The organism is Pseudomonas glycinis (genome assembly GCF_054871425.1).
In genome coordinates, this window is sequence record NZ_JBTYHF010000013.1 from 1 (window position 1) to 24,785 (window position 24,785).

27 protein-coding genes, 1 tRNA gene and 2 pseudogenes are annotated in these 24,785 nt (G+C 56.4%); 19 read left to right on the forward strand and 11 right to left on the reverse strand.

Annotated elements, in window-relative coordinates; all coding sequences use genetic code 11:
- Positions 1 to 276: 276 nt before the first annotated feature.
- On the reverse strand, positions 277 to 1,020 hold the full coding sequence (locus ACYSTU_RS25365) for an SDR family NAD(P)-dependent oxidoreductase (protein WP_123442615.1): 744 nt from the start codon (positions 1,018 to 1,020) through the stop codon (positions 277 to 279).
- 612 nt (positions 1,021 to 1,632) lie between these two features.
- On the opposite strand from ACYSTU_RS25365, the gene ACYSTU_RS25370 reads away from it, so the two are divergent.
- Positions 1,633 to 2,112: a carboxymuconolactone decarboxylase family protein gene (locus tag ACYSTU_RS25370; protein WP_122506017.1), complete on the forward strand. Its 480-nt coding sequence runs from the start codon at positions 1,633 to 1,635 to the stop codon at positions 2,110 to 2,112.
- Here the strand turns inward: ACYSTU_RS25370 and pdxR are convergent.
- Entirely contained in the window at positions 2,105 to 3,541 is a 1,437-nt protein-coding gene (gene pdxR / locus ACYSTU_RS25375; protein WP_123442616.1) for a MocR-like pyridoxine biosynthesis transcription factor PdxR, read from the reverse strand. The two genes, ACYSTU_RS25370 and pdxR, sit on opposite strands and share 8 nt — an antisense overlap.
- Before the next feature lie 89 nt (positions 3,542 to 3,630).
- On the opposite strand from pdxR, the gene ACYSTU_RS25380 reads away from it, so the two are divergent.
- The 3 genes from ACYSTU_RS25380 (at position 3,631) to ACYSTU_RS25390 (ending at position 5,419) form a co-directional block, all read left to right on the forward strand.
- Positions 3,631 to 4,113: a GNAT family N-acetyltransferase gene (locus tag ACYSTU_RS25380; RefSeq protein ID WP_122506015.1), complete on the forward strand. Its 483-nt coding sequence runs from the start codon at positions 3,631 to 3,633 to the stop codon at positions 4,111 to 4,113.
- Between the two features lie 28 nt (positions 4,114 to 4,141).
- Positions 4,142 to 4,816: an FMN-dependent NADH-azoreductase gene (locus ACYSTU_RS25385; RefSeq protein ID WP_123442617.1), complete on the forward strand. Its 675-nt coding sequence runs from the start codon at positions 4,142 to 4,144 to the stop codon at positions 4,814 to 4,816.
- 153 nt (positions 4,817 to 4,969) lie between these two features.
- Positions 4,970 to 5,419, forward strand: a complete 450-nt coding sequence (locus ACYSTU_RS25390) for a carboxymuconolactone decarboxylase family protein (RefSeq protein ID WP_122506013.1) — start codon at positions 4,970 to 4,972, stop codon at positions 5,417 to 5,419.
- A gap of 1,173 nt (positions 5,420 to 6,592) precedes the next feature.
- On the opposite strand, the gene ACYSTU_RS25395 is transcribed toward ACYSTU_RS25390, so the two are convergent.
- The 3 genes from ACYSTU_RS25395 to ACYSTU_RS25405 all read right to left on the reverse strand — a co-directional run bounded on the left by ACYSTU_RS25395 (position 6,593) and on the right by ACYSTU_RS25405 (position 8,660).
- Entirely contained in the window at positions 6,593 to 7,363 is a 771-nt protein-coding gene (locus tag ACYSTU_RS25395; RefSeq protein ID WP_499002324.1) for a molybdopterin-dependent oxidoreductase, read from the reverse strand.
- A complete protein-coding gene (locus ACYSTU_RS25400) occupies positions 7,360 to 7,980 on the reverse strand; it encodes a cytochrome b/b6 domain-containing protein (protein WP_110599401.1) in 621 nt (206 codons plus the stop codon). Before ACYSTU_RS25400 ends, ACYSTU_RS25395 begins: the two co-directional genes overlap by 4 nt.
- Positions 7,981 to 8,051: 71 nt before the next feature.
- The gene (locus ACYSTU_RS25405; RefSeq protein ID WP_042609816.1) at positions 8,052 to 8,660 is read right to left on the reverse strand and encodes a hypothetical protein; all 609 of its coding nucleotides are present in this window, start codon (positions 8,658 to 8,660) and stop codon (positions 8,052 to 8,054) included.
- 215 nt (positions 8,661 to 8,875) lie between these two features.
- Between ACYSTU_RS25405 and ACYSTU_RS25410 the strand changes: the two genes are divergently transcribed.
- The gene (locus ACYSTU_RS25410; RefSeq protein WP_039760267.1) at positions 8,876 to 9,571 is read left to right on the forward strand and encodes a heavy metal response regulator transcription factor; all 696 of its coding nucleotides are present in this window, start codon (positions 8,876 to 8,878) and stop codon (positions 9,569 to 9,571) included.
- Entirely contained in the window at positions 9,544 to 10,932 is a 1,389-nt protein-coding gene (locus ACYSTU_RS25415) for a heavy metal sensor histidine kinase (RefSeq protein ID WP_262138109.1), read from the forward strand. The genes ACYSTU_RS25410 and ACYSTU_RS25415 overlap by 28 nt, the downstream gene beginning before the upstream one ends.
- Here the strand turns inward: ACYSTU_RS25415 and ACYSTU_RS25420 are convergent.
- The gene (locus ACYSTU_RS25420; protein WP_042609814.1) at positions 10,904 to 11,410 is read right to left on the reverse strand and encodes a nuclear transport factor 2 family protein; all 507 of its coding nucleotides are present in this window, start codon (positions 11,408 to 11,410) and stop codon (positions 10,904 to 10,906) included. The two genes, ACYSTU_RS25415 and ACYSTU_RS25420, sit on opposite strands and share 29 nt — an antisense overlap.
- A 79-nt stretch (positions 11,411 to 11,489) precedes the next feature.
- Positions 11,490 to 12,248: an SDR family oxidoreductase gene (locus ACYSTU_RS25425; protein WP_499002335.1), complete on the reverse strand. Its 759-nt coding sequence runs from the start codon at positions 12,246 to 12,248 to the stop codon at positions 11,490 to 11,492.
- Between the two features lie 168 nt (positions 12,249 to 12,416).
- Between ACYSTU_RS25425 and ACYSTU_RS25430 the strand changes: the two genes are divergently transcribed.
- Positions 12,417 to 13,928, forward strand: coding sequence for an MFS transporter (locus tag ACYSTU_RS25430; RefSeq protein WP_223631549.1), 1,512 nt, complete (start codon positions 12,417 to 12,419; stop codon positions 13,926 to 13,928).
- A 1-nt stretch (position 13,929) separates the two neighbouring features.
- Here ACYSTU_RS25430 and ACYSTU_RS25435 read toward each other — a convergent pair whose 3' ends face one another.
- Positions 13,930 to 14,790, reverse strand: a complete 861-nt coding sequence (locus tag ACYSTU_RS25435; protein WP_122704478.1) for a LysR family transcriptional regulator — start codon at positions 14,788 to 14,790, stop codon at positions 13,930 to 13,932.
- Positions 14,791 to 14,908: 118 nt separating this feature from the next.
- On the opposite strand from ACYSTU_RS25435, the gene ACYSTU_RS25440 reads away from it, so the two are divergent.
- The 4 genes from ACYSTU_RS25440 to ACYSTU_RS25455 all read left to right on the forward strand — a co-directional run bounded on the left by ACYSTU_RS25440 (position 14,909) and on the right by ACYSTU_RS25455 (position 17,452).
- Positions 14,909 to 15,760, forward strand: a complete 852-nt coding sequence (locus ACYSTU_RS25440; protein ID WP_042609811.1) for an NAD(P)-dependent oxidoreductase — start codon at positions 14,909 to 14,911, stop codon at positions 15,758 to 15,760.
- Between the two features lie 34 nt (positions 15,761 to 15,794).
- A complete protein-coding gene (locus ACYSTU_RS25445; protein ID WP_042609810.1) occupies positions 15,795 to 16,127 on the forward strand; it encodes a chorismate mutase in 333 nt (110 codons plus the stop codon).
- A gap of 46 nt (positions 16,128 to 16,173) precedes the next feature.
- Positions 16,174 to 16,827 (forward strand): hypothetical protein, encoded by a 654-nt coding sequence (locus ACYSTU_RS25450; protein ID WP_110599395.1) that lies wholly within the window; start codon positions 16,174 to 16,176, stop codon positions 16,825 to 16,827.
- A gap of 232 nt (positions 16,828 to 17,059) precedes the next feature.
- Positions 17,060 to 17,452 carry a RidA family protein gene (locus ACYSTU_RS25455; RefSeq protein WP_009049394.1) on the forward strand — a complete coding sequence of 131 codons (393 nt, stop codon included), beginning with the start codon at positions 17,060 to 17,062 and terminating at the stop codon, positions 17,450 to 17,452.
- Positions 17,453 to 17,643: 191 nt separating this feature from the next.
- Here ACYSTU_RS25455 and ACYSTU_RS25460 read toward each other — a convergent pair.
- Together ACYSTU_RS25460 and ACYSTU_RS25465 are read right to left on the reverse strand one after the other, a co-directional pair.
- A pseudogene (locus ACYSTU_RS25460) lies at positions 17,644 to 18,245 on the reverse strand (terminase small subunit).
- 317 nt (positions 18,246 to 18,562) lie between these two features.
- Positions 18,563 to 18,895: a phage holin family protein gene (locus ACYSTU_RS25465; protein ID WP_110599393.1), complete on the reverse strand. Its 333-nt coding sequence runs from the start codon at positions 18,893 to 18,895 to the stop codon at positions 18,563 to 18,565.
- A 514-nt stretch (positions 18,896 to 19,409) separates the two neighbouring features.
- Here ACYSTU_RS25465 and ACYSTU_RS25470 point away from each other — a divergent pair.
- Genes ACYSTU_RS25470 through ACYSTU_RS25485 form a run of 4 tightly spaced genes read left to right on the forward strand, consistent with a single transcriptional unit; the run spans position 19,410 to position 21,495 of the window.
- Positions 19,410 to 19,775, forward strand: coding sequence for a pyocin activator PrtN family protein (locus ACYSTU_RS25470; RefSeq protein WP_093101815.1), 366 nt, complete (start codon positions 19,410 to 19,412; stop codon positions 19,773 to 19,775).
- Positions 19,776 to 19,786: 11 nt separating this feature from the next.
- Positions 19,787 to 20,260 carry a hypothetical protein gene (locus ACYSTU_RS25475; RefSeq protein WP_499002345.1) on the forward strand — a complete coding sequence of 158 codons (474 nt, stop codon included), beginning with the start codon at positions 19,787 to 19,789 and terminating at the stop codon, positions 20,258 to 20,260.
- A complete protein-coding gene (locus tag ACYSTU_RS25480) occupies positions 20,257 to 20,463 on the forward strand; it encodes a DUF4224 domain-containing protein (RefSeq protein ID WP_093101817.1) in 207 nt (68 codons plus the stop codon). The genes ACYSTU_RS25475 and ACYSTU_RS25480 overlap by 4 nt, the downstream gene beginning before the upstream one ends.
- Positions 20,464 to 21,495 carry a site-specific integrase gene (locus ACYSTU_RS25485; protein WP_499002349.1) on the forward strand — a complete coding sequence of 344 codons (1,032 nt, stop codon included), beginning with the start codon at positions 20,464 to 20,466 and terminating at the stop codon, positions 21,493 to 21,495.
- A gap of 93 nt (positions 21,496 to 21,588) precedes the next feature.
- Here ACYSTU_RS25485 and ACYSTU_RS25490 read toward each other — a convergent pair.
- Positions 21,589 to 21,675 (reverse strand) — tRNA-Leu (locus tag ACYSTU_RS25490).
- Positions 21,676 to 22,168: 493 nt separating this feature from the next.
- Here ACYSTU_RS25490 and ACYSTU_RS25495 point away from each other — a divergent pair.
- From ACYSTU_RS25495 to ACYSTU_RS25510, 4 genes and pseudogenes are all read left to right on the forward strand, one after another.
- The gene (locus tag ACYSTU_RS25495) at positions 22,169 to 22,702 is read left to right on the forward strand and encodes a GAF domain-containing protein (RefSeq protein WP_163012213.1); all 534 of its coding nucleotides are present in this window, start codon (positions 22,169 to 22,171) and stop codon (positions 22,700 to 22,702) included.
- 342 nt (positions 22,703 to 23,044) lie between these two features.
- On the forward strand, positions 23,045 to 23,410 hold the full coding sequence (locus ACYSTU_RS25500) for a hypothetical protein (RefSeq protein WP_499002352.1): 366 nt from the start codon (positions 23,045 to 23,047) through the stop codon (positions 23,408 to 23,410).
- A gap of 54 nt (positions 23,411 to 23,464) precedes the next feature.
- Positions 23,465 to 24,145 (forward strand): annotated as a pseudogene (locus ACYSTU_RS25505) (SOS response-associated peptidase family protein).
- Positions 24,102 to 24,770 carry an Rv1289 family protein gene (locus tag ACYSTU_RS25510; protein ID WP_499002355.1) on the forward strand — a complete coding sequence of 223 codons (669 nt, stop codon included), beginning with the start codon at positions 24,102 to 24,104 and terminating at the stop codon, positions 24,768 to 24,770. Before ACYSTU_RS25505 ends, ACYSTU_RS25510 begins: the two are co-directional and overlap by 44 nt.
- Positions 24,771 to 24,785: the final 15 nt, after the last annotated feature.

The window sequence follows — 24,785 nt, forward strand, 5'->3', positions numbered from 1 at the left end:
AGCCAAAAGCGGACCTAGATGAGCCATGCATATGGCAAAGTGGTCACCGCTGCAGGCTTGCCATGTTCGTCTTTCCTTCAAGGCAAGCTGGGCGTGACGGCACTGGCCAGCTGAGAATTTCATTGATAAAAGGTGGGCAACTATGTGGAGAATGTACTTAATCAAGGGCCCGAGTTGATCACGTCAATTAGAGGTAAAGTTAGCGCAGAAAATAGAGGCCGAGAGCACGATCCGCACCGGATAGGTGTCTCCTCGACCTCAATGCGTTTCTAACGCCTACCGCAAGGTATACCCCCCATCTACCACAACATCTTGGCCGTAAATGCCACGTGCTCGCTCTGATAGAAGGAACAGAATCACATCTGCCACCGCTTCCGGCTCAAGGAACTTACCCTCTAGTAAGCGCTGGTTGACCGTTTCCGCGACTGAGGACAACGTCGCATTATCCAACCCTAGTGATCGCCAGATCGGCGTAGCTGTTGGCCCTGGCGATACGACGTTCACTCTAACTCCGGCCTCAGCCTGTTCGACGGCTAAGGTTCGAGCATGCGCTGTCAGTGCTGTTTTCGACGCAATGTAGCCAGCCAAGCCTGGGAAGGCCAAAGCGGAAAGAAAAGTCCCCACAAATACAACCGAAGCGGGTCTCGCCAATTGGGCTCGCAAAGCTGAAAGCGTGTTAAGCGCACCTGCTCCGTTGATGGCCCAATTTCGCTCGAATCCCTCACTCGCCAAGCTGTCTTCAAATACAGCGACTCCTGCATTCGGTACTAGAAAATCTACAGGCCCGATTCTGGAGACGCAGTGTGCAAGCTTCTCAAGATCCGAACTTACCGTAACATCGCCACTGACAATATGGAGGCGATCACCATGAACGTCTTTGAGTGCAGCCAGGCCGCCCCGGCCACGGGACATCGCCACTACCGTCGCTTCATAGCTTAGTAATCGTTGAACGACTGCCAGTCCGATGCCTGAACTTGCTCCGGTTACCACAGCGACACGATTGTCGAACTCACTTTTCATGTTTCAGCTCCTTGGGTATTAAACCATTTACCCATCACTGACACATTTCATGCCAACCTCAAACGTCATAAAAATCAGGGTGCTGAAGCTATACCGAGTCAATTTGACCATTATTCGTTTTTGTCGAAATGACGACAAAAAGGTTTTTTTGACACGCACCAATGGCTGTGTTCTCAAGTGCGTTATAGGACTGAAAATCCGGTCGCATCGAATTTCTTTGAGAGGAAAATGCCACTCCACTCTTCGTAAACACGCCCGAGTTGCTCTGCGAACTGCGGATTGACCGCCCACCGCCCCACTCTCTTGCGATCTGTTTCGGCGTTGTCGACCGGCGAGAGGAATCAGTCTTCACAAAGGCGCTGCACCTGTTATCCACCCCAGAACTATCGCGCATCGCAACTCAGTTGCCGCTTACTGTGCCAGTTTATACACCGGCTTTGGGTCGCCTTCCGCCGGGTTCACGGACAACCGGCTTGGCAACATCGGCGAACGGCAAATCGCGAATCAGAACTGTATGGCTTAGTTGAAAGGTCTTTTCTTGGCCCTGTCTGACTAGACCACGCGTGGCTACTGTGGGCTCCAACAACCCTAAACCCGCTGCGAGTGACCGCCATGAACAACCGTCTTGATTACTTCAAACAGTCGCCTCAGGCTTCCAATAAGCTGGTGGAGCTGACGATGCAACTGAGTAAGAAGCCGCTACTGGCTGACCTGGCCCACCTCATAATGCTGCGGGCGTCTCAATTGAATGGCTGCGCGTTCTGCGTGGATATGCACGTGAAGGAAGCCAAGATCCATGGCGAGCGCGAATTGCGCCTCCATCACATTGCGGTCTGGCGTGAATCGCAACTGTTCTCGCCAATAGAGCGCGCGGCGCTCGCCTGGACAGAAGCCCTGACCCAACTGCCATCCCATGGTGTACCTGAAAGCCTCTACGCGGATGTGCGTGAGCAGTTTTCCGAACAGGATCTGTCGGATTTGTCGTTCCTGATTGTCGCCATCAACGGTTGGAATCGCCTCAATGTGGCCTTTCAGGCAGTCCCTGGTTCGTCGGATGAGGTGTTCGGCCTGACCAAAGCCAACCTCAACTGAGCGCACGGTTTATAAACGCGCCAAGCTGCTCGCCCTGAGCAGCGCAGGCGCAGTTGGTGAAGCTCAGCAGCAGCCCAGATTGACGCCGCGACGAAACACTCCATCGCGACAAGGGTTGCACGGCGATGCCTTTGGCCAGCAGTTGCTCAGTCAGGGCAGTGTCGACTACTCCCTCCGGCAAACGGAGTACCAGGTGCATCCCTCCTGGCGAGCGCTCCACCAGCAGTCCATTGGGTAAACTCCGCTCCAACGCTTCAATAGTCAAAGCGCGTCGTTCGCTGTAGAGCCTTCGCATGCGCTGAATGTGCCGAGTGAAATGCCCCTCGACAATGAACTCTGCGACCAGCGCTTGAGTAATCGCTGGCGAGCCTGCGGAGAATAACGCCCGACTTACACGCTCAAACGCTGCCACTTGCCCCTGAGGCACCACTAGGTAGGCAAGGCGGATACCGGGGAAAAGCACCTTGCTGAAAGTTCCGGCGTACAGCACGCGCCCGTTGCGATCCAAGCTCGCCAACGCCGGCAAGGGGCGACTGACATAGCGATACTCGCCGTCGTAATCATCCTCGACAACCCAGGCATCGCTCCGGGCCACCCAATCGAGTAACAACTGTCTCCGAGGCAAAGACAGCGCCATACACAATGGGCTTTGATGCCCCGGCGTCACCATGACGACCTGTGCAGCCTGATGCCTGGCAATGGCCTGCTCCACATCCATACCTTCGGCATCAACTGGCACTGCCTCAAGCTCAATACCGAATTGACGAAGCACTTGGCGCGTGGTTGGGTAGCCAGGATCTTCGACCCAGGCTCGCTCCCCTGCGCGCAGTAAAGTATGTGCGATCAGCGACAGGCTACTGCGCCAGCCGCTGGTGATAAATACCTGATGGGCGCCGCAATCGATACCTCGAGACACCTGCAGATATGAGGCTATGGCGCTGCGTAAGGCAGGCAGGCCGTGCGGCGGCGGATAGTCCAGATCGCCTGAACGCATGCCTCGCAGATAACGGGCACCCAAGCGCGCCCAGATCTTGCGTGGGAACTCATCCATTGCAGGCACTCCCATCTGAAACGGCAAAAGTTGCGGTGGACGCCATAGTGCGTCTGGGGAGTTTTCAATCACCTCGCTGCTGACGGATAAAGCGGGGGCAGACAGTAGCGGCTTCTGCAATTCGGGATTGACCACGGTGCCCTTCTGCCCCAGGGCCAAGAGGTAGCCCTCGCTCGTGAGCAGCGAATAGGCCAGCTCGATGGTGCCACGAGCAACGCCGAGATCCTTGGCGAGAGCTCGCACCGAAGGCAATCGGTCACCAGGGGAAAGCGTGCCAGCGGCGATGGCGGCGAGTACTCGGTCATATAACTGACGGTACAGAGGCGAGCCGGGTTGCCCATCCAAGGAGGCGAAAGGGTGCGAACAGGAAGTCATCATGGCCTAGTTCATATCTCACTTCTTGGTTCAATAAATTGAGGCAATGTTAGTTCAAGATTTGACCATCACAACCCACTAAGGCCTCTCCCATGACGTTCAATCTTCAAGACTACGTGCCCAGCGTGCTCGACTTGGCCGACACTGCCCTGCGTCCTCTAGACAGCCGCCATGACTTGAAAATCGCTTTCCCGGTAATGCAGCAATTGCGCCCCCACCTAACAAGCGAGGCCGATTTTATGAGTCGTATCGAACGAATGCGAGCCGGCGGCTATCGCCTGGTTGGAGCCTTCGAGTCATCGGCTCTCGTGGCGCTTACAGGTTACCGCCTTCAGGAGAATCTGATTTATGGCCCATTCTTGTATGTCGATGACCTCATCACCGATGAAGCCCAGCGCGGCGGCCAGTGGGGCTCCCGATTATTGCGAGCTCTGGAACGACTGGCTCGTGCCAGCGGTTGTGCTCGCCTTGTGCTTGACACGGGTTTGGCCAACGCGCGCGCCCAACGCTTCTACTTCCGCGAAGGCCTTTATACCGGCGCGCTGCGTTTTCAAAAACAGTTCGATACCCCATGACCGCATCACCCGTACAGGAGGCAATATCATGAACCCGTCTCAGAAGCCACTCGCTCCTTTGCGAATCCTTCGCCTGATTGCCAGTCCCAACGGTAATGCATCTGAAAGCTTGAAACTGTCTGAGCGGATTCTGCACGCTCTGACAGTACGCGCTGGTATACGCGGGATTGAACTGACGGATATAGACCTGAACACGTTATCGCCAGTCGATGCGACTTATGCCCATGCCTTGGCCCATCCGAGCGAAATAGCTACCGAGGATCAGAAAGGTACATTGAGTCGCTCCGACCAAATGATCATCCTGTTGAATGCCTGCGATGTACTGGTAATCGCTACTCCCATGCACAACTACAGCGTGCCCTCTCCGCTCAAGGCCTGGATTGACCACGTTGTACGCGTCGGAAAAACTTTCCTGAGCACATCAAAAGGTAAGGTTGGAACGTTATTGGATCGCCCCGTCTACGTTGCCGTAGCCACCGGCGGCTACATTAGCGGTGAGAGGGCCCGGCAACCCGACTTTCTTCGTCCCTACCTATCCGCAGTGCTGAAAACCATCGGTCTCAATCAGGTGCATTACTTCACCGTTGAAGGGACAGCAAAAGGGACGGACGCGCTAAAAACGGCGCAGAAAATAGGGTACGACGATGTGCACACGTTCTTTCATGAGGAAATCGAAGCTAGGACTCATGAAACAGTTGCCTGAAGCCGGTGCCCCCAGACGGTCGAAGTACAAAGGTCGGCAGCGATGCCTGAAGCTGAGCCTTGCTTTTTGATTTCGGGAGAGCCGTTCGCCCGGCTCGGCAGCCATGAGCCGCAAGTCCCACGCTTAATATCGCCCTACAGAGAGGAATTAATCATGAGTCGCCTCGATTGGTTTCAAATTTCACCTAGTGCAGCCAAGGCGCTTGGAGGTTTGCATCACTTTGCGACCACTGCAACCAACCTGCCAGCCCAACTGATCCATTTGGTGTTTCTCAGAGTGTCGCAGATCAACGGCTGCGCACACTGTATTGATCTGCATTCACGGGATCTGATCAAAGAAGGCATGTCGGTGGACAAGCTGGTATTAGTACCGGTATGGCATGAAGCGCAGCACCTATTCTCGGATCAGGAGCGCTCGGCATTAGCCTGGGCAGAAGAGGTCACGCGGGTAAGCGAGACCCACGTATCGGACGAAGCGTACGCAGCCGCCTTGGCGATGTTTGCGGAAAAGGATCTGGTTGACCTGACAGTAGCGATTGCTGCGATGAACGCTTTCAATCGTATGGGTGTCAGCTTTAGATTGAAGCCTGCTGCCAAGGCTTGATGGCGAAGGCCTATGAGTCCGAAGACAGCACTTCAGCATCCCTCTGCTGACCCTGCGTAAAGGCTAGTGTACGCCCACCACAACTGATGCCCGCTGTGGGTTGCGGCGGACGCTAAAGGCCCGGTATCCGTACTGGGCCTGGGTCTTCGCCCCGCCTCATTTGTCCGATTGAATTCAACATCTTTGAAGGGCTATCTCCGCGCATCAGTTAGAGGCGGCAATTTTAGTTAACAGCCTTCTCTTAGCCTTCCTCATGCGTTTATGCCAATACTGTTGGCAGCTATAGCCTGGACGTTTTCGGAAACATCCACGAGTTCGCGTCTAGCGGTTTTTCATCGAAGGTAATCTCAGGTTGATCTGCCGCTTATAGCCGAAAATGGACGCCCATCAGGGCTGCTTCTGGCCGAAAGCGGCCGTTCACGAACGACTACCTTCGGCCAAAAGTAGCTCTGAAGGCGGGCTATAACTCTCTGATGCTCAGAATCAACGGGGGATGACAGCGGGGGGGAAATAGGCTGTAAGTCGACCCTGCCTCATATCACCACCTTCGCCACGATAGAGAAGCCATCGGGCCTTCTACTTCAGGCGAACGAAAGACCATTCAACGCTACAGATGAGAATTGGCGGTAGCTGCTTCTCCCTTAATAATACTGGCCTACGGCGAGCAAGCTCTCGAGACACGTCTAATCATAATCCCTATCCTCCGAGCTTGACCGGTTGAGGAAGGAGCTCTCGGCTGAAGAGGGATTGCGACGGCGAAAAGTCCGTATCCCAGGCGAACGCAGTGGCGCTCGAACAATCTCGGTCGGTACCCAGGTGACGGTTAGCGGCGAAAGAGCCACTGCAATGGCGAACGCATTCAGTCCCCCTGTGCCGATAACATCAGAGCAGATAGCCCTTTTTTCGCCATTGAAGGTACATGCGGCAAGATTATCAAAGAGCATCCGAGTGCGAGCTTTATCTGACTGTTGTAAAGGTGGCCTGGACTGAGCCTGCAAGAGAGATTGGAAATCTGCTCCATCACTCGTTGCCCGCATCCTGGGTTCTGATGTCGGCAAGACGGATGGTGCTGGCGGTACTGCAGAAATACCGGTCATCGGCATGCCTCATATCACGCTTGGTGTCATGAATCTCGCCAGTGTTCCTGGCGTGACAGTTCCGTTCTTTGCTTCATCAGATCCCGCTGAACCAGTTGTAGCCCTGGTCTTCCCAATACCCGCCCGGGTTGTCGTTGCTGACGAAAATCTCGACAACATGCTTGGGGTTTTTGAAGCCCAGTTTGGTGGGGACCCGAACCCTCAGCGGATAGCCGTACTCGGGCGGCAGCGCCACGTCAGCGTAATCCAGTGCCAACAGCGTCTGCGGGTGCAACGCAGTCGGCATGTCCAGACTGGAGTAGTAACGATCGGCACATTTGAAACCGACAAATTTCGCTGTGGTGTCGGCGCCGATGTGTTCCAGGAAGGTTTTCAGCGGTACACCTCCCCATTGCCCGATCGCGCTCCAGCCCTCAACACAGATCAGCCGAGTGATATCGCTGCGTTGCGGCAGCTTGCGCAAGCTTTCGAGTGTCCACGGCGCCTTGTCCCTGATCCGGCCGGAGACGGCGAGCGAGTAACTGGTCAGGTCTACTTCAGGGATATCGTCCTGACCATAGAAAGCGTTGAACGGAAACGGCTTGGTGATCTGCGCGCGGGCGAAGGTCGGCGCCAGTTTCCGTCCACTGAACAGCCACGCCTGGACCCGGTCGTTCCAACGCGACATGGCCCAAAGCACTTTGTCGACCTGATCGCCGTCCTGCAGGTTGCAACCGGTCAGCATCGACACCGCGCCCACCGTCAGGCCGGCCCGAAGAAAATGCCGGCGCTGAATGTTTTCCAGTTCAAGCTGTTGCGCAGGTTCAATCCTGACGCGCTGACGCGTTGTTATTTTAAATTCAGTCATGACCCATTTTTCTCGTTATTAGGCGTCCGCACTCCACCCGTGATCATTGGCACCAGGGTTTTTGGTACCAGAATCACCAAGACCAGGTGAATCACTACAAACGCTGCAATCATCGCCATGGCCGCAAAATGTACGTAACGAGCAACGTCATAGCCGCCCAGTAACGCGACCAGCTCTTGAAGTTGAACCGGTTTCCAGATCGCTACACCCGAGATCACGATCAGTACACCTGCCGCCAGCACGATCCAGTACATCAGGCGCTGTACTGCGTTATAGACACCCTTTTCATGCACCAGCCGAAAGCGCAAGGCATCGGTCAGATCATGCTTCAATGCGGCAATGCCGATGGGCAGCAGCTCACGTTTGAAATGACGACTGGCCAACCCGTACAGCACATAGATTGCGCCGTTGATCAGCAGCAGCCACATGAACGCAAAATGCCAGGCAAGTGCCCCGCCCAGCCAACCGCCCACGGTCAATGACACCGGAAACCTGAAACTGAACAGTGGCGAGGCGTTGTAGATAGCCCAACCGCTCATGAACATGCAGACCATGCAGGCCGCATTGAGCCAATGGGTGAGGCGAACCGGCCAGGGATGCAGTTTCTTCTGTCTCACGTGGTTCCCCTTGCAAGCCTTCCGTGTAGCGGAGCGTTGCCAGACGGCAACGCTCAAGCTTTCTCAGATGATTACATCGGTGGCTGGAAGCCATCCTTGCCGACTGCAATGCCGCGTGCGGTGCCATCTGCAGCGGGGAACACGACAATTTTGGTGCCTTTGACCAGTTCATCGGCCTTGCCGGGCTCGACATAGGCGATGGGCACATCATCCGGTACGACGATCTGCTTCTCGCCGCCCTGGTAGTTGACGGTCAACGTGCGGCCGTCGGTTTTGGACAGTTTGCCCACGGTGCCGTTGGTCATGGTGCCAGTGCTGCCGTCTGCGTTCTGCCAACCGTAATGACCTTCGCCGCTGCCCTTGAGCCTGGCGTCGAATACCGTGACCTCAAGCGCCTTCAAGGTTCCGTTGGCCTGCGGGATGGCCGCCGAGCCGATGAAGCTGTCGGATTTGATCGAGTCGATATTGGCCTTCGATACCCGGCTGATACCGGTCTTGTCAGTCAGTCCGATCGTCTGCTGGGCGCCAGAGCGGACAGTGAAGGTCAGCGTGTTGTTGCTGACGCTTTCCACCGTACCGCGCAGTGGTTTGATGACCGGCATGTCGGCGGCGGTGGCAATGACGGCAGCGCTGAGCATCACCAAACCGAACGTGGTAGACAGGGCGTTTTTGAGTTGCATGGCGACGATTCCTCATGGGTTGATGTGTCGCCATCCTCGACCGCAGACCGGGACGTCACGATGACCGTCGAATGACATTTTTGTCATTCGCCAACCCTGACCATGTATGACAGAAATGTAACCGACTGCGCCCGCTCATCCCGTTACACTGCACAGCCGAGATACCGATGTCGCGGACTTAACCCCGTCATGAAGAAACCCGAGCGCGCCTGACGATGCATATCCTGCTGATCGAAGATGACACCAAAACAGGTGAGTACCTGAAAAAGGGGCTCGGTGAGTCCGGTTACAACGTCGACTGGACCCAGCATGGCGCTGACGGCCTGCACATGGCCTTGCATACGACCTATGACCTGATCGTGCTGGACGTGATGTTGCCCGGGATTGACGGGTTTCAGATCATCGAGCTGTTGCGCGCCAGACAAGACGTACCCGTGCTGTTCCTTACCGCGCGCGACCAGTTGCAAGACCGCATTCGCGGTCTGGAACTGGGCGCCGATGATTACCTGATCAAACCTTTTTCGTTTACCGAACTGCTGTTGCGCATCCGCACTATTCTGCGCCGCGGTGTCGTGCGCGAAGCCGACCATTTCCACCTTGCCGATCTCGAACTGGATCTGGTCCGGCGCCGCGTGACCCGCCAACAACAGGTGATCGTGCTGACCAACAAGGAGTTCGCCCTGCTCCATCTGTTTCTGCGTCGAGCCGGCGATGTGTTGTCCAGGACACAAATCGCTTCGGAAGTCTGGGACATGAATTTCGACAGCGATACCAACGTGGTGGACGTCGCTGTCAAGCGCCTGCGCAACAAGGTCGACCAGCCCTACCCGATCAAGCTGATCCATACCATTCGCGGTATCGGCTATGTCTGCGAGGTGAGGCCATGCGGTCCCGACGCCAACCCTCGCTGACGCTGCGATCGACCGTGGCGTTTGCCATGGTCGCGATGCTGGCCGTGGCCGGCGCGGGCTTCTATCTGTATCAGACGATGAAGGCCTCGGTATTGGTCTACAGCGATCACGCGGTGATGGGCCGTCTGGAGCATTTTCGCAAGCTCCTGCATTACGAACTCGCCATCGAAAAGCTGCGCGACAGCCCGCAGATTTTCAAGAACATGCTCGACAGCGAAGACGACATCTTCATCATTGAAGAGCCGGGGCAGCCACCGGTCATCCAGGTCAATCCACTCAACGTCACGTTGCCTGAACTGCCGGTGATCGGCCAGGACACAAAGCTGAGCGTCAGTGATCTGCGCAGCGGCGTGACCGACTCGGGAACAAGGCTGCGCGCCGCCTCCGTAGTCACGACGTCGGGTGGCCGTGTAGTCCGATTGACGGCCGCCCACCTTATGGGCAAGGAAATGGCGATGCTTGCAGCGTATCGCGAGCGCATCTACCTGGCCGTGGCCCTGGCCTTTCTGGCAACCGCGTTGCTGGGTTATCTGTTATTGCGTCGCGGGCTGCGTCCGCTGCGCAAAATGGCCGCCCATGCCGCAGCCATAACGCCTGAGCGTCTGCACAGCCGCATGGACAGCGCCGATACGCCGGTTGAATTGCAACAGCTGAGTGACGCCTATAACGCGATGCTTGATCGTCTTGCCCAGGGTTATCAGCGACTGACGCAATTTTCCGCCGACCTTGCCCATGAAATCCGCACGCCGGTCGGGTCGTTGATGGGACATTGTCAGGTTGCCCTTCGCCAACGCCGTAGCGAGGACGAATATCAAGCGCTGATCGCTTCGAACCTTGAAGAACTCGAACGGATCTCGCGCATCGTCGAAAGCATTCTGTTTCTGGCGCGCGCCGATGAAGCGCAAGCCGTAGTGGAGCGCCAGCAACTGTCGCTGCATGACGAATCACAGCGCATCGCTGAGTATTTTGAGGGCTTGGCTGAAGAGCGGCGAATGAGCTTCCAAATAACGGGCGATGGTATCGTGCTCGCTGACCCCTTGCTGCTGCGCAGAGCGTTGAGCAACCTGGTGGCGAACGCTGTTCGCTACGCTTACGAGGGCACCGAGATTCTGATACGGGTATTGGAAACCCACGGAGGTGCCCGGATTGAAGTGGAGAACCAAGGGCCGGTGCTGGGCGACGAAACCCTGGGCAAACTCTTCGACCGCTTTTACCGTGGCGATGCGTCTCGGCACCAGAATTCCGACTCCTACGGGCTTGGCCTCGCCATTGTCGTGGCCATCATGCAACTGCATGGCGGCCACGTGGGTGTCGAACAGCCAAGGGCCGGGACTATTCGTTTTTCGCTGTCGTTCCCTTGAGCTGCTCGAACGGTGCAAACTGTTCTTCGCCCGCTGCGGGTACCCAATCTTTTAACGGCGTCAGGAAATGCATTTCAAAACGACGTGACAGGAACGCCCACTTCCCGTCCCGACGTTCAAACCTGTCGTGGTAAAGACCGCTGACTTGCACCGGGCCTTTTTCAATGTCATGAAACAGGCAATCCGCAGCTACCGTGCCCACTGCGCTGTCACCCTCGATTTCAATCAGCGGGTTGGCCATCCAGTGGTGCATATGGGGCATCTGGCGCCAGCTGTTTTGCGCCATCGCCAGGATTTCGTCACGGTTTCCAGCCTGGCCAAAACCCGGTAGATCCAGTGTCGACTCTTCGTGCCAGATTGAGCTAAGAAGCGAGGCGTCGATGCGGTCGAAAGCATTGGCGTAGGCGCTGATCAGCGACTCGATGGCGGCGCGACTTTCCAGGGCGTCCAGTCGGGCTGTCAGTTGTTCATTGTTCATGATGAGGTTTCCTGCAGGGGCTGCGCATAAGCGAGGAAGGCAGCCCTGCGCGAGGGCTGCGCTACGGTTGAGCACGTGGTCAGACCTGCGACAGGCCGCCGTCGACCATCAACTCCACACCGTTGACATATTTCGCATCGGCAGACGCAAGAAACAGCGCCGACGAGGCGATTTCCTCAGGCTCGGCCATGTACCCCAATGGCGTGATCTGCTCGACGTGCTGACGCAGCGCGGCGACGTCGGTTTCGCTCATCTTCAAGCCGTTATCCATCAGCGGTGTGCGGGTGAAGCCAGGGCTCAGGACATTCGCTCTGATCTTGCGACCTTTGAGTTCGTTGGCCCACGTCCTGGCAAAGGAACGTACCGCGGCTTTGGAGGCGTTGTAGAGGCTCAGTCCTTCCATGCCATTGCTGGAACAGATAGAGGCCGTCAGCACGATCGAAGCGCCATTTTTCAACAATGGCATCAACGTCTGTACAGTAAAAAAGACTCCCTTTACGTTGATGTCGAACATGTTGAAATAGGCGGCCTCGGTGGTCTCGCCCAGCGGGTTCTTTTCACAAATACCCGCATTGGCAAACACTGAGTCCAGTTGATCGCCGTGCGCCTCAATCGTCGCCTTGAGCTCGTCCAGATCAACCTGGCGCGCGACATCGGAAATGACCGCGACCGCCCTGTCGCCAAGCTTGGCCACCGCAGCCTCCAGCGTGGCTGCAGAACGCCCGGTGATGTAAACGCGCCTGGCGCCCTCGGCAATCAAACCCTGTGCAATCGCAAATCCGATCCCGGTGGACGCGCCGGTGACGACTGCGACCTGATCAGCGAATTTACCTGACATAACTGACTCCTCGATTTCGGTTGTGTGGCTCGACTGGAACCACAGTGCGGCCATTTTGCGAGGAGGCAGGGGCGCAGCGGCACTGCCATAAATGAACATTGGCCGTTCATTTATGTGAGGCGTCAGCCAGGGTTTGATCGTTTAGATTGAAGTCAGCTTATTCAAAGCATGACTCGCAATCGAAAATATTCTGGAGCCGAAGGGTTTCAGAAAGGAGACCTTATGCCTGAGAAAATAGTAGCCCTTCCGGAACAGCGGCGCTGGCTGATGTTCGCCATCCTGTTGGTCGGTGCATTCTTGCCGCCGCTGGATTTCTTCATCGTGAACGTAGCGCTGCCTTCGATTCAGCAATCGCTGGGCACGGCCTCCTCTGCCGAACAGTTGATCATCTCTTCTTACGCGGCGCTGTATGCCGTGACACTGATCACCGGCGGAAGGCTTGGCGACATCTTTGGCCGCATGAGAATGTTCTTCGTTGGCCTGATTGGCTTTGCCGTCGCCTCACTGATCTGCGGTGTCGCCGAGTCACCCTGGGTGTTGATCGCCGGACGCTCGCTGCAAGGCGTGACGGCCGCTGTCATGGCGCCGCAGGCACTCGCTTCAGTGCAGGCGATATTCCCTGAGTCGGAAAAACCCTTGGCGTTGAGCCTGTACGGTGCGGTGTTTGGTTTGGCGTCGGTAGTCGGCCAGGCACTTGGCGGGATTCTGATCTCGCTCAACCTGATGAACCTGGGCTGGCGGTCGATATTTCTGGTGAATCTACCGATTGCGTTGCTGGTCATTCTGATCGCCATCCCCGTGGTCAAGGAAACCCGCGCACCCCAGACCAGCAAGCTGGATCTGGGTGGAACGCTGTTGTCGATGGTGACGCTTGCGGCGCTGATCGTTCCACTGATCGAGGGACGTGAAGCGGGCTGGCCGTGGTGGGCCTGGCTGTCGCTGGCGGCGGTGCCACTGCTGGCCTGGCTGTTCTGGCGCTACGAAGCCCGCTTGTATCAAGCGCAAGGCGCGCCGTTGCTGAACCCTGCTGCACTGCGTGCGCCCGGGCTGGGCCGGGCATTGCTGGTGGCGCTGACTTTTTACGCGATCGGCGTGTTCTTCCTGCTGTTTTCCATCTATTTACAGGGAGCGCTGCATACGAGCCCGCTCAGTGCAGGTCTGGTCTTTCTGCCATTCGGCGCTGGTTTCTTGCTGGGGCCGCTCGCCACCCATCTATTCCGGCGTTTGCTGGGGTCTTATGTGAATCCCTTCGGAATGGCACTCGAAGTGCTGGGGTTCGTGCTATTGGCCTGGCTCGTGGCGCACACGCCAACCGCCGTCACGCCCTCTGCGCTGTCCCTTGCCGTGATTCTCTTTCTGATCGGTTTCGGACAAGGACTGGCCCTTCCGACATTGATGCGCATGATCACTGGACGCGTGGCACCGGCGTATTCCGGCATGATTGCGGGCATCACCAGTTCCACACTGCAAATCAGCACGGCACTGAGCGTAGCGATCATCGGTGGCATTTTTTACACGCTTCTGGGCAAGGACACGGACGCGGCGGCCATCACCCACGCCTTCACCGTCGCCATACTGTGCATCGCTGCGTGTCTGGTGGTAGGCGCAGGACTGAGTCTGAGTCTGGCGCGCCAATCTGCTGCAGAGCTGCAAACGGCGGCCATGCAGCCGGCAGAGTGAATCAACCGCCTGCCTGAGTGCCAATCATGACGGAGGCCAGGTCGGCAAGCGCGCGCAGACTGTCCATCTGGCGCATGTCCTGGTGGTAGCCCATCCAAATGTCGCGGCCTGGTGGCGGTTCATCTGAATCGATCAGACGCAGCGCCGTCAACTGGTCGCCCAAAGCGCGGGGCAATACCGCGACGCCCTGCCCCTGCGCACACATTTGCGCCTGGACTGTGCGACTGCTACTGGTAAACACGGTACGCGCCAGAGGGTAACGCTGCTGCAGCCACTGCACATCGGGATAATGAGACTGGGCAACACTCATGGTGATCAGACCCAGCCCGGCGCCCTGTGGCTCAGGGTCAGCAGATCCAACGGCTGCGTATAACCCGTAAGTCAGGGAGATCAGCTTGCGGTGCACGATATCGGGTTCGGTGAACGGAACGATTCGAAACGCGATGTCGGCGTCGCGGCGAGCCAGATCAAACAATCGATGCCCGGCAATGACCTCGGGCACGATCAATGGATAACGCCGGCCCAGTTCACTCAGCACCGGGGCCAGCACATAACAGGCGAACCAGTCAGCGCAGGAAATGCGCAGCACACCTTCGGGCTGTGCGCTGTCCCCCGCGAGGCGCCTTTCGATGGCCAACGCACTTTGCTCCATTTCCTGCGCGAGGCTGAGGAGCTTCTCGCCGCTGTCGGTCAACACGAGACCTTGGTTGGTACGCAGGAAAACGGGTTGGCCACTGAACTGTTCCAGCACCTGCAAGCGCCGCCCCACGGTCGGATGGCTGACCCCCAACAGCTTGGCGGCAGCCCCTAATGACCCGCTGCGGGCAATCGCGAGAAAGACCCGCACATCACTCCAGTCCATGCTCCGCCCCCGTACAAAAATGAACAGTGAGAGTGCAGCAATGGCAGTGCCGTAGCAATCCCGTGCCCGACATACTTGTCTGCATTCACCGTCGTCGAATACCAACCGGAGACTGCAAATGAAGATTGGTTTTATCGGAGTGGGATGCATGGGCAGAGCCATCATTCCACTGCTCGTCCGCGCTGGCCATCACGTCTCGGCATGGAACCGCAGTCAGGCGGCGATCAAGGATCTCGAAGGCATCAGCGTTATCGAAACGCCGGCCTCGGCGTTCCAGCAAGAGGTAGTCATCACTCTTCTGGCCGATGATGCCGCCGTCAGGCAAGTGCTGCTCTCCAGCGCTGTTCTGGAAACTGCAGACAAAGCTTGCGTGCATGTCGTGATGTCGACCTTGTCGCCTTCGCTGATGTTGGAGTTGCAGCGCGAACATGAAGCCGTCGGCATGCCATTGATCGCGGCGCCGGTCTTCGGCGTGCCCGCCGTGGCGGCCAAGGGCGAGTTGAATATCCTGGCGGCCGGATCGCAGGCCGCTGTCTCGACCGTCCAACCGCTGTTCGACCTGCTCGGGAAAAAAACCTGGTATCTGGGCGACCAACCTGAACAGGCCTGTATCGCGAAAATCGCCGGCAACATGATGATCACCCAAGCCATCCAGTCGCTGGGCGAAGCCAGCGGACTCGTTCAACGCCACGGACTGAGCCCTTCGATTTTCATCAAGCTCATGACCCAGACCCTGTTCGCCTGCCCCAGTTATCAACGTTATGGGCAGAACATCGTCAGCAGCAATTTTGAACCGGGATTCAAACTGTCGCTTGGCCTCAAGGATATGAATCTGGCGATCGATGCGGGTCGTCTCAAGGGGCTGGAGTTGCCAGCGGCGGATGCCGTGCGATTGAAAATGACGTCGGCGGTAGCCAGGGGAGATGGCGACAAGGACTGGTCGGTTTTTGCTCAGCAGACGAATCATTGAGAAGCTCTTTCGAACACCTGTCACGAGGTCATTCATGGAAAACTCCGACATCGCGCGTCAACTCTCAACATTCAGGAAAACCATCGACAATATCGACGCCGCTCTCATCCACCTGCTCGCGGAACGGTTTCGCTGTACCGATGAGGTCGGATTGCTCAAGGCCCGATATCAGTTGCCTGCGGTAGACGAGGCCAGAGAGCAGCAGCAATACCAGCGTCTGGCAGCACTTGCTCAGGAGGCCGAGCTGGATACGGCCATCGTGCAGAGGCTGATGCAGTTGGTCATTGGCGAAGTGGTCGAGCGCCACAGGCAGATCGCCGCCAGGCATGCCCCGGCACCCGCCAATAACCCTGACCCTCGGGCCTGACCCCGGCGCCACTTATCGAAGCAATCAGACAAACGAGCAGAACCGCATGAAATGGCCAACGATCGAGCAAATTCGCAGCTTCACCGATTTACCCTATGGCTACAGTTGGGATTACCTGAAACGTGAGGAGATCAATGTCGCGACAGATTTTTTCCGGACATGGTTTCCCTCCATTTCGGTGGGGTTGGCAAGCCCGTTTCTGGACCAGCAGTTCTACGCAGACAACGTGGTGCTCGAAGACGATCCGGATCGAGGCATATTCGCTACCGTCGTCCGCCAGAACGATGAGATTGTCGCTATCGCCACGTGGGAAAAAATTGACGGTGCTGACGTTATTTTCGGGCGGGTCGGCGCGGTAGCCAAACCGCACAGACAAGCCAGACTGGCCGTTGCGGCCCAGGACCTGGGAGAAAAAATCGGCACGTTCATGGGCGCGGGGCTGATCTATGGCATGGCAACAACCCGCACGCCGTATATGCAACAAGCACTGGAGCAAGCCGGTTACAAAGCGGTAGGGATAATGCCTGGCCTGGACCGGGAAGAAACAGCACCTGGAATCGTGCGCAGGGTTTACGAAGTCATCTACGTAAAACGGCTCGCACCACACGCCGACTTTCTCATTCCTGCCGGTCATAACCTTACCCCTACAGTCGCGCGACTTTACGCAGATATATTTCAAGGTGATGACGACACGAACTGACGAGCCAGCCTAGCAGCGAACCAACCATCGAAATGCTTCTGATCAGTAACGCTACCGGCTCGCGCCTTTTGCATCGATCGAGGTAGCCACATTAGGTAATGAGTTCAAAAAGACTCAGCAGCGGCTAAAAGCACCTGTGGGGTTGATTAATAGATGAGAAGTGAACTGAGTGGACGCGGCTCTGGCCCCTGAGTTAGCTTTCGTAACCGTTCTAACTTGGGGCTCCGCAATCATGACTGACCGTCAGATCATTGTTCCAGATGGCATGAGATTGATCTACGAGCGCGCGGGTTATGCACCAGCAGTAAAGGTAGGAAAAACTCTCTACTGCGCGGGTCAGGTAGGCAGGACGCCGGAATTATCCGTCATTGAAGAACCTGAGCAGCAGTTTTTAGCTGCATGGGACAATCTCCGGATCGTCTTGGAGGCAGGTGGCTGTAAATTTGAAGATGTCGTAGAAATGACAACTTACCACGTCGACATGCACCGTCACATGCCAATTTTCAGACGCGTAAAGGATAAAGTATTTCCGAGAAGCACTTGTGCATGGACCTGCATTGGTGTCAGTGAATTAGCTCGACCTGGCCTTCTCGTGGAGATCAAGTGCGTCGCAGTAGAGCGATAACCCTCTGACAAGAACCTGCATATCCAGGTCTTAAAATGGGTGACTACGCATGCGGTGGTAGATTCAAAATTACACTTGCCTGCTGCATCGGTAGGCGCGTGATAACACTTTACGCCGACGGCTAATACTGACTGGAAGCAGGCGCCAATCAATTCCGATGCGAGCAGAAAAATGCCTATCAGCGGATATCCTTAGCACTCGCTAAACGCAAATCCAAAGTCATCGCTTGACACTTGTGCCGCTTCGTTAAGTCGTTGGCGCAGCGCAGCCGTTAGCTGCCTCTCCACCACCCACGGATCCGACAGCGCGGCGAGTTGTGGCGCCAATTGCGGCGACAGGCTCATTAGCGAATGATTAAGCGATCGCGCCGTTTCAAAAGCGGCTTTCTGCACAAAGCTGATTTCCACCAGCTCCCCCTGCGCCTTGCGAAACTCCATCTCAGCCATCCGCGCCAAGTAGTGCTCGCGATGTGCACGCGCTTTCTGAAAGTCCGGGGACTGCCCTTGCGCGGGATCAACGGGCGGCGGCGCAGCCATGTTGGTCGGTTCGGATTGTGTAGCGACGTGGCTGTACACATTACGCTGAAGCCGCTCCTGTTGGTGGCGAGCAGCGACGGCAGCCTTGCTCGGGTCAGCGGTATCGCGGATCAATGCTTCGGTGGCCAGAACGTCGACCTGCTTGCCATTGGGGACAGGACCAGTCGACCGTTTTCCTTCAGCCAGGTGATGTAACTCGGTGAGCGGCCGATGTGTGCGGCGAAGGCGCTCTTGGATAGGTACGTGGCTGCGGTCATAAGCCCTCCTTTTCAGCGGCTTTTCAATGAATGCTTTCAAGATTTCAGTGGATTGAAATTTCAGTAAGCTGGTGGGCCTCCCACTAACAAGATCCCGCGGGTTTCCGACCCCGTGTCCTTTGGAAGTCCCCAGGGTCCCCGGCGGTTTTCCGCCCGGTCCGGTCGCTCGACTGCCATGCCCTGCCCCCATCCCTTTGGAAAGACGGACATCCCTGCAAAGGTTTCAGCTAGAGAGATCTCGCGAGTTCGATAACCCGTGTAGGGGGCGGCCCTCGGGGAGGACCCGTGAAATCTGCGCCCTACCCGGCCTGCCCGGCTCATGCCTTCGGCTCGGCCTCGCTCAGGTCGAGCCGCTTGGCGACCCAGCGTTCGTACAACCCGATGGCGACGTCCGCGCCGGCCATCGCTGTTAGGCAACCCAGGGCGCCCGCCGTCCAGATCGACAGGCCCGCGCCGAACAACAACATCATCGCCGACACCCCGCAAACGATGCAGGCACCGGACCGAAGTGCTAGCCGGCGCAATAACGCGCAGCCTCGCGCCCCATCCTTGTCAGCGCGCCACATCTCACCGGATACACCGCCAACCAATGACAGGGCAATCACCATCCAGATCGGCATCTCTGCCAGTGCCTGTTGCTCGTTCGTCATTGCCCTACCCCTTAAACAAAAAGACCCGGCGCATTGGCCGGGTCAGGTGGTGGGTGGTCTGCCGCGCTTTGCGGTCGCACCCATCGAAGATGGCCCCTTTTTACAGGTCGATTCTGGTGGCAGCAAGACCGTTTTAATGCCACCCGGTGAATGTGTGGCTTACGCCCGGTGAACGGCTGGCGAATGTCGGTGAATATCTATCCCGGCTGTCTTTTGCTTTTCTGGCGTCCCACGCGTCCCACCTCTCTAAAACTAGGTGGGACGTCCGAAAGCCCCGCAGATTGGGGCTTTGCCCCACCGTCCTACTTTTAACTCTCCTTTCTCGTTATAGAGAGAATATTTAAAAACACGCGTGCGCGTGAACACGCGCATTGATGCCCGCTACGCATACACGGGGAGCGCAACGCCGCGCTCCTCGAAGTGCCCGAACATCTGCGCGAGCTGACCAGACGCCACTGCCTGAATGCCTGGAATCACCCGGCACGACAACAACGCAAGGAGGCTAGACAAGGCCATGAGTAACGCTGCACAGAATCCGCTTCGCCTGCATCCGGCGCCCGAATCGGCCACCGTCGAACTGCTCTATCGAATCTTCGGTGACGTCCTGATCCCGCTAGAAAAAGTCCGCGAGCAGTACTTTCGCAATCTCAACGAGCAGTCGTTCGTGACGGAGATCAACAGCGGCCGGATCCAGCTTCCCATAACCACGCTGGACACAAGCCGCAAGGCGTTGAAGTACGCGCACATCCGCCATGTTGCCTCGCTGATCGACATCCGCGCCTACAAGGCTGATGAAGATATGCAGCGACAGCAGGACGGCCAACGCCAAACGGCCCCCACACCACTGACGGCTGTCACCACCAGCCAACGACAACCCTAGGAGCACACCACATGATGACCCCAATACAAATCGGTGCACTGCTCATCCTGATAGCTCTGGCCGCCCTGCTGCTCAGGGGCGGTTACATCATAGGCCGCAGCGATGGCCTGGAGACCGGCCTGCGCGAGGGTGAAGACATCCAGCGCGCCGCAAGCGCCAAAACCATCCGCGAGCTTCGAGCCTCCCTGCAGTTCATCCGGGCCGATCACACTCGCTTGGCACAAACCTGCAAACGACTTGAAGCAGCCCCCCTCTTCTGCCCGGCCGAGCACCAGACGCTGGTCGCCATCGGCGAGTTGCTGCGGATCGCCGCCGAAACCTTCAGCGCCTTTCGTACCGGCACGAAGCTCGAGCGTGATGCCCGATCGATGCGCGAACAGGCACTTGCAATGGCTGCGCAGCTGCAACCAGGAATCGAGGGCAGCAAAGTCGCACAGCAAGCGCATTCGAAGCGCTCTGTATTTCCTAGCAAGGAGGCAGCATGAACATTCAATTTCTTAGCCATGAGCAGGTCTGCGAGTTGACTGGAGCCAAAACTAAAGCCGGTCAGATTACTGTACTGAAGCGTAATGGCATTCGTCACACCATCAAGCGCAATGGCTGGCCCTGCGTGATTGCCTCGGCGCTAACAGGGGTAACTACAAACGCACCAGAAGTTCCGACGTGGCAGCCACGCTTGGTGGGATAAATGGGACGAAGACCAACAAAGCCGGGAAGCATTCCTCGCCTACGCGAGAGAAAACGCGGCAACACCACCTACTACCTTTATGACACTGGCGGGAAACCACGCAAGGAAATCCCGCTGGGTACAGATTACGGCCTAGCCATCTTGGAGTACGCAAAGCTCGGAAAAAGCCGCGTTTCTCAAGCTCTGACACAAACCGTACTTACCTTTGCATACGTGGCCGGGCTTTATATGAATGAGGTGGTACCCACGAAAGCCCATGCCACCCAGAAGGACAACGCGCGCGAACTGAAAAATCTTCTCCTGTTCTTCAACGACCCACCGGCCCCTCTAGAAGCAATCGAACCGAAACATGTCAGCCAGTACCTTCGTCATCGCGGTAAGGCAGCTCCTATTCGTGCAAATCGGGAAAAAGCGTTACTCAGCTCCATTTGGAACTTCGCTCGCGAGAACGGCTACACATCCTTGGCAAATCCGTGCTCAGGCGTGAAGGGTAATAAAGAAACCGGTCGCGACATATATGTTGAAGACGACGTCCTTGCCCGAGCCTACCAGCATGCCGATCAACCATTAAGAGATGCTTTGGACCTGTTCTATCTAACAGGTCAGAGGGTCGCTGACACATTGAAGATGGATGAGCGCGACATAAAGGACGGAAAGCTCTCCGTCCAGCAAGGCAAAACTGGGGCTAAACGAAGGATCGAAATCATTGGTGAGCTCAAAGTCGTAATAGATCGAATCATGGCGCGAAAGACCGGACAGAAAATCAGATCAACACGCCTGGTAGTAATCGACTCTGGGCAGCCGATGACGACCAGCATGCTCAGAAAAAGGTTCGATGACGCCAGGGAAGCAGCCGGGATTCCAAAAGCAGAATTTCAGATGCGCGACCTACGAGCAAAAGCGGCCACGGATAAAGAGGAGTCAACAGGGAACATCAGAGAAGCTCGAGACCAACTTGGGCACACCACCGTAGGGATGACAGAACAGTACATCCGTATGCGGAAGGGCATGAAGGTCACCCCTACGAGGTGACTAACGGTCACGAATTGCGGAAAAGATTTTTTGATTGCGGAAAAAAGAACTAAGGGCTTGCATGAGGTATGTCATGCAAGCCCTTGATATTCATGGTGCCCGAAGCCGGAATCGAACCGGCACGCCCTTACGAGCGGGGGATTTTAAGTCCCATGCGTCTACCAGTTTCGCCATTCGGGCGGTAGCGCGGTGTTGCTTTGCTCAGCCTTGCGGTTGCGATCCTGACAGGATGGCCGCTTGAAAAGCCGAGCGGGGAATATATACATCACGTCCCGGTGAAGCAAGTTTGGAGTGCGCGATTTGAGAACTAAATATCGCTGACCGAGGAAAATCAAAAAGCCTCAGAAATCAGGGAGCTACGGAGTTTGCTTGAAGTAGACGCCGAGGTTACTGGCAAATCGCAGCAACCCGACTGGAAATTGAGACGATAAACTCAAAAGATTCAGACGCTCACCATCACCTTAGCTGCACGGGTGACAGATGTTTCATCGATTGAGATTATGAGCAGGCAACCCAGGACTGGACGGGATGTCTACGCTAAAGGATGGCGCCGAAATCAATAATCAAAGGGTAATCAGCACGCCCCCCCCTTCAACCACGATCACGCCTCACAGAAGTCACCAGAGCAGTGCTCAGGGATGTACAAGCAATCAGGAGATTTGATTCCATGCAAATGAGTGACACCGTTCTAAAAGCGTCTTTAAGCCAAGAGGAGCGCTCGGCGATCGCCGAGATCGAAGCGACCACCAATATCCTGCAACTTGTCACCCGTCTGACCGGTACACGCTTTGCCGGCATCGCAAAATTCACTGAAACAGAGTGGATCGTTTGTTCGGCGTACGATCCGATTGAACTGGGAATAAATGTCGGCGATACGCTGGATCTGGAGACTACCCTTTGCAGTGAGTTTCGACGAAATCCGCAAGCCCTCTTCCTTCCACAAATCAGCCAGGATGGAAGACTTTCGTCACGTCCTGTGGTGAAGCAGTATTCAATTGAAAGCTACGCAGGCGCGCCTGTTTTCCTGCCGGACGGGAGACTCTGGGGTGCCTTATGTGCTCTGGACTCAAGGGCTGTTCTGTTTGACAACCCCGATCTTGCAGAGACATTGACGCTGTTCGCGCGGCTCATTGGCTGCATCTTTTTCTCGAATCTCACGGTGGAAGGTGCCAGCCACATCCAGACCGGATCGTGCTTGACTGATTGACCCTCCGCAAACAGGTGAGCACCACACTTTTCTGCAGACAACAAAAAACCCCGTAGATCATTGATCTACGGGGTTTTTGATAGTGGAGGCCGAGGTCGGAATCGAACCGGCGTAGGTGGATTTGCAATCCATTAATAAACCTAGGCAAATTAATAGGTTAGCTATATTTCCGTTCCGCAGGCGACCGATTTTGATCACGCTACAGGCCACGTATCGCGTGGCCTGAGACTTTAAATGCGGAACACTTTACCGTTACCGCCTGCGCCTCTCGTCGCCACGCTCTCGCTCAGGTGGAAGCCTTGGATTACTGTATATGCAAACAGTATTCAGCAAGGCATCCCCGTGGACCCCCTCTATATAGAAGACACCGACGATTGGCTCGGCAATCCGACCCCGCTCGAAACCTGCCGGCACCACCTGCGGATGTACGAGAACGAATTCGAGGCTCTCACCCTCAAGCTCCAGCGAGCGCTGGCGAATATCGAAGGCCTGGTCAGAGACCATGACGCGCTCACGGAAGAGAGAAACTCTCTCAGGGCAAAGCTTAAGCACACCGAAAGCGATTTACTGAGCGAAAGGCGAAGATTCGCCCTGATCGAGCACAATAGAGACCATCTGTTCAATGAAAATCAGCGCCTGCTTAGAGATGCTCGAGATCGCGAGGAGCTGGCAGGTCATGGCGAATGTTGCGCCGAAAAAGGTTTGTGACGAAGCCAGCGCTGGCGGGTCTACGCTGAATCAGATCCAGCCGAGGGCATGGCAATGTGCGGACGACTTTCCCAGTACAGCGGCATTCGCGACTTCGTGGCGGCGCTCAGCATGCCGAACGCGCTCATCAACTCGACCGGCGAGCAGCCCTTCGAGCGGTACAACGCCGCGCCGACCACTCAGCTCGCCCTCTTCCACCAGGAAGGCAAGTTTTTGCACGCAGACATGGTGCGCTGGGGATGGCGCCCGCACTGGGCGAAAGACCGCGCTGCGCCAATCAACGCCCGCGTGGAGAAAGTCGCCCACGGCCCATTCTTCCGCGCGATATGGCCGAACCGGGCAATCATCGCGATCAACAATTGGTTCGAGTGGGTAGACGAAGGCGGGCCGAAGAAGCAGCCCTACCTGATCAGGCACCGCAACCAGTCCCCAATCCTGTGCGCCGCGATTGGCCAATACCCGAACGAGTAACACGGGCCAGGCGAGCACGACGGCTTTGTGATCATCACCGCCGATAGCGCCGGCGGCATGGTCGACATCCACGACCGGAGGCCGGTTGCTCTCTCGACAGAGCTTGCCCGCGAATGGCTGGACCCGGCCACGCAGAGAGAGCGCGCCGAACAGATGGTGCTGCATGAGGGCGTACTATCCGAGGCTTTCGAATCGTTCAAGGTTGACAAGGCAGTGGGGAATGTTCGAAATCAAGGTAAAGATCTTATCAGCCCAGCTCAATAAGGATTTCATCATGGCGGGGGTCGCAGAGTCAGTTCGTAAATCATTAGCCGACTACGAATTAGGGGAGCTTGATTTCGCAATGATGCATGCTTGCATGGCGGTGGATGGGACGTCGAAAAAACTTTTCCCCGACATGCGGAAGCATAGTCATCGATTTACTCGAGTTCTCCGTGAAAATTACGACATTATAGGGCCGATGGGAATGCCGGGAATCAATCTTGAGACAACTCGTTGGCCAGTGATAATCGGAGATAATAAAGAACCAGATGTTGCGGATCTTATTTACAGCATCCACCGCTGCTCTCACGGTCACGGCGATGACCTTCCAAACGGGTTTGAGCTTATACGAGAAGCGAACAACGGGACTAAACGCGTCACAATACTTATTGAGCCCGGCAAAGTTAGACTCTCGGATTGCATGATATTTGCACTTCTAGCAATCGCAGTTACATCCCCGGTGAACGAAGGCCTACGCGCACCCGAGGCAAATTTCCTGAGTTTCAATGGCACAGAATTTCTTATCAATGATTTGTGGGGAAGGCGAGATTATTTCGTCTCTGCAATTCAAACCCTAAGCATGCCGTCGATTACCCTTGATTTGGGCAGGCTCCGGGAACTCAAGTAACATCACTCCTACGAT